The 4,118-nt window shown below is 35.9% G+C and carries 1 protein-coding gene; it reads right to left on the bottom strand.

Features of this window, described 5'->3' with window-relative positions; all coding sequences use genetic code 11:
* Window positions 1-4,118 (bottom strand): hypothetical protein (locus NYG92_RS09010; RefSeq protein WP_289234198.1); only part of this gene is annotated, 4,118 nt, incomplete at both ends.

Raw genomic sequence — 4,118 nt, 5'->3', positions numbered from 1 at the left:
TCTAACCACTCTTTTTGTGCTTCTTTTAACGCCTCTTCTTCTTTGATTTTCGCCTTGATTTTGTCCAAATCCCTCTCTAAATGCCTTATTAAAAAGGCTTTTTCCTTACCATTTAAGGCACTTTGCTCTAAAAAGTTTAAAATGTCTCTTGTGCTAAATTCTTTCTTATGCTCCAAAAGCCTTAAAGGCGTGTTTTCTTTGATGTATGTTGAAAGCTTTTTTTGTTGAAATTCTAAAAACTTCATCGGCTCATTTAAGCCAAATTCCTCTAAAACCTCCACTTCTAAAACTTCGTCATTTTTAGCATTTTGTGGTATAATGTCCTCGTCAATCTTACTTAAATTTACTCTTGCCTTATCAAGCTTAGTTTTACTCTCTTTCCTCCACGCCTTAAGCTCCTCTAAATTCCCATAAAGCTTAAATTTCTCATTGCTATCTTGCCCTTTTAAAATCAGCTCCTTAGCAAAGTCAAATTCATCACGTTCATTAAGCTTTACGCCCTTGCCACTGCTAAATAAATCGGGCGCACCCTTTTCGATTAGCTCCTCTTTTAAGCCGTTTAAAAAGTCAAATAAAGAAGCACTAGGATTTTCAAGCCTTGCAAATCGTGCAAAGCCAGCCCCCATAGCCTTAGTTAGCAAATCGCTCACTAAATTAGGGCTTAGTTTTAACATCGCCTCTTTATCCGCACTATCTAAAAAGGCTCTTATATCCTCGTTTAGCTTGGTAAAATCCTCCGCGCGTGTGAAATTAGCCTTAGCCGCACTGACCAAAACATCGCTAAAATAATTTTGCAAATTCTGCATTTTAGGCATATCTAAATCGTGCGTTAGATTATAAAACGCCCCCGCATTATCAAAAAACATATTCGCCACTTTACTCACTTGCTCTAAATTCTCTTTTTCAAGCTCATTTAAAGCCTTTAAAATGGTATTGTTCCGCCCCCTTACTAAACTTGCAAAAAGCGCCTTGCTTGTATCGTTTTCTTTAGTGATTGAAGTTTCGCCTAAAGCCTTATTGACAAGATATTTTAAATTATATACATCATCAGCTACAAAAGGGCGTTTTGCCATTTTTAAAGCCTTAATTTTATCTTGGTATTTTGCAAAGAGTGAAACGCCTTGTTCGCCTAAATTATTTTCTAAGCCCTCATTACTTGCCGCCGCAAAACGCTTAATTTCTGCTTCGCTTGTATCATCACTTACGACCCTAACTAGCATTTCATTTTCTTTAAGCTCCACCCCAAAAGCCTCTTTGACTGCGTTTTGATATTTGCTTAAATTCTCACCCTCAAGCTCTTTAAGTGCGGCGGCTCTATGATTTCCACTTAAAACCTCGCCCTCTTGCGTGATGATAGGATTTCCTTTTTTTAAATCGCCTCTTATATTTACAAGCAAATCAGGGTTAAATTCGTTTTTGATTTTTTCGATTAACTCCTCTTGTTTTTCACTTCTAAACTGCGTTTTTGAAAGCTCAAAACTAGGCTTAATATCGTCTTTATTAACGATTTTATATTCTACTTCTAAAGGTGTATCGTTGTCTTTTAGATAAAGTTTTTCGTGTAAATTTAAGGCTTTTTGTGCTATACTTTCACTTGCAAGTCCATTGCCTTGACTACTTGCTCGGCTAACAAAACTTTGGATAAGGTTAGCACTATCTATCTTTTTATAGATATAATCCTCTCTTGTTTTTGGTATGAAAGTTATAAGCCTTTTGCCATTTTCCTCTGTGATTAAAAGGCTAAAAAAGTCTTTTTCATCTTTGAATTTTTTTATAAAATCTTGCCTTTTTCCACTTTGTAAAATTAAATCCGCTTCATTTAAGGTCGGCTCAATCAAATTTAAATAAGTTAAGCGGCTTTGCGCATCCTCTTTTTTACTTAAATGCGTGATAAAATTTTCTTTATTTTCCACGCTTTCAAGTTCTTTTAAAAAGCCCTCTATATCCAGCTCTTTTGGCACTTGCTTTGCCTCTATGCTTTGTAAAAGCTCTTTTGCTTCATTAGCATTTAAGGTTTCAGAACTTTGCAAAATATCCTTTAAATTATTAGCCTCTTGTGCCTTATAAATAGCCTCTTGCCTTTTTAACTCCTCTTGCCTTTTTAACTCCTCTTCCTCTCTTATCTTTGCGAGTTTTGCTTCTTTTTCTGCGTTAAAATCCTCTAAATTATCCATAAATTTTTCAATTAATCGGCTTGTATTTGAGTTAAAATTCGTGCGTTTTAATTCGCGTTCTAACTTTATCTTAAAATCATCATAATTTAAACTTCTACTTAGCGCCTTTCTTAGATGATACCTTAACGCCCCTCCTTGAATTTGCTTAGAAAAAAGTCCAAATAATATGCCATCGGGCAAAAGTCTAAAAATAGGATCAAAGGCTCCCTTTACCGCCTTTTGTTTTATCGCTCCCTCTGCCGTTGTAGCTATGCTTGTGCCAAGCTTTTCGCTTGTTGTGTGCGCGAAATTCTTAGCAATCAATGCATCATTTTTATAAAGCTTATGAAAGCCATCGATTAGCTCTAAAAACTCCCGTGCTTCTTTGCTTTGAAAAAGCGCATTAGTGCTATTTTTAGCCTGTGTATCATCCCCCACCAAGCTTTTCACCCTATTTAAAAAGTCCGCGCTATCAAAAACGCGCACTTTAGCTCTGTCATTTTCGATTACGCTTTCTTTAAAAAGGCGATTTAAAATTTGCATTTCTAAAAAGGCATTATTCTCATCACCCAAATAATCCTTAATTTTTTGCAAGTTATTCACCCCATTTTCGCCTTGTCCTTTTGCGTATTTGATTAGGGTTTTTACCACTTCATCAGCATTTTTTGCACTATCTTGGAGTTTTAGATTTTTAATGCTCTCATTTAGCTCTTTCATCGCCGCATAGTCTTTAAGGCTTGTGCTATAAAGCTCTTTAATGCTCTCATAAGCCTTAGGTAGCTCTTTAAAGATATTATCGATCCCCCTATCAATTTCAGCCTTCAAAGAAGTCTCAGTTATTTTTTTAAGCGTGTTAATGAAATTGGGCGTTTTATCTTTGTTAAAAATGTAAAAATTAAGATTTTTCCTAAAATTATTCAGTTTTACAAATGTTACGCCCTCTTTTGAAAAGACATTATTTTCTAAGTCCCTCAAAAAAGGCGTCATTTCGTCTAAATTCACCCCATTTTCTAAAAAGTCCTTTTTGATATCTTCATAATGCGTTCTATCTAAAACGACCCTTATATCCTCATTATAAAGCTTTGAGATTTGCTCCTCCACCTCTTTGAAAGCAGCTTTATTCCCCGCTTCAAATTCGTCTAAAATGCTCTTAATCTCGCGCGCATCGATGTTAAGATTTTTAAGATTTTTTTCTACATTGCTACTCGCAAGATTTAGCATATTTTTAAGATTATTTTGAATTTTTACATCATCTTTTGCCACTTCAAGCAAATAGGCTAAAGTAGAGCCGTCCTTATCGCTTCTTATTAAATCTAGCATTTCTTGTTGTTTGGTTTTAAGCGAATTAGCGTTAAAGATTTCTGCTAGTTTTGCGATTTTTTGCGTTTTGGCATCCTCTTTTCCGTATTTTTTAACAAAGCTTTCTTTTAATTTTTCAAAGATAGGACTTGCTAAGTCCTCACCCTTAACACCCCCTCCAAATTTCTCCCTTGCTTCTTTTAATTCTGCTTTCATTTCGGGCGTAAAAACTTCATCGATGATTTTATTTGCCGCGTTTATATTTTGGCTAGGAATAGTGCTAAAAAAGCCAAAAGGCGTGCGCTCTTTTGCATAATTATAAGTACCTTTTGCGCCCTTGATAGCACCCTTAAAAGCGGGTTTTGCTAAGTGGTATGCTCCTATTAAAACCGTATCACCAGCCGCACTCAATAACCCAGCTTGTAAGGCATATTCTAAATTCGCTTTATAATTTGCCTCTTTATTTAGCTTCATATCAGCTATTTTTGCATCGGCAAAGCCTCCTCCAGCACTTCCCACAGCCGCACCTATAATGCTATTAACTGCCTTTGTAAAAGGCGTCTTTCCTTTTTTAGCACCAGCAATAGCCCCTATAAACGCGCCTCCTATTTCGTGCCTACTATCAAAAACGCTCTGCCAAAAATTATCAAAAAAGCCCGTATTGAC

The organism is Campylobacter felis, assembly GCF_030250085.1.
Taxonomy (GTDB): Bacteria; Campylobacterota; Campylobacteria; order Campylobacterales; family Campylobacteraceae; genus Campylobacter_D; species Campylobacter_D upsaliensis.
Note: the sequence above shows the minus strand (reverse complement) of the source record. Positions and strands in the feature narration are given on the sequence as shown.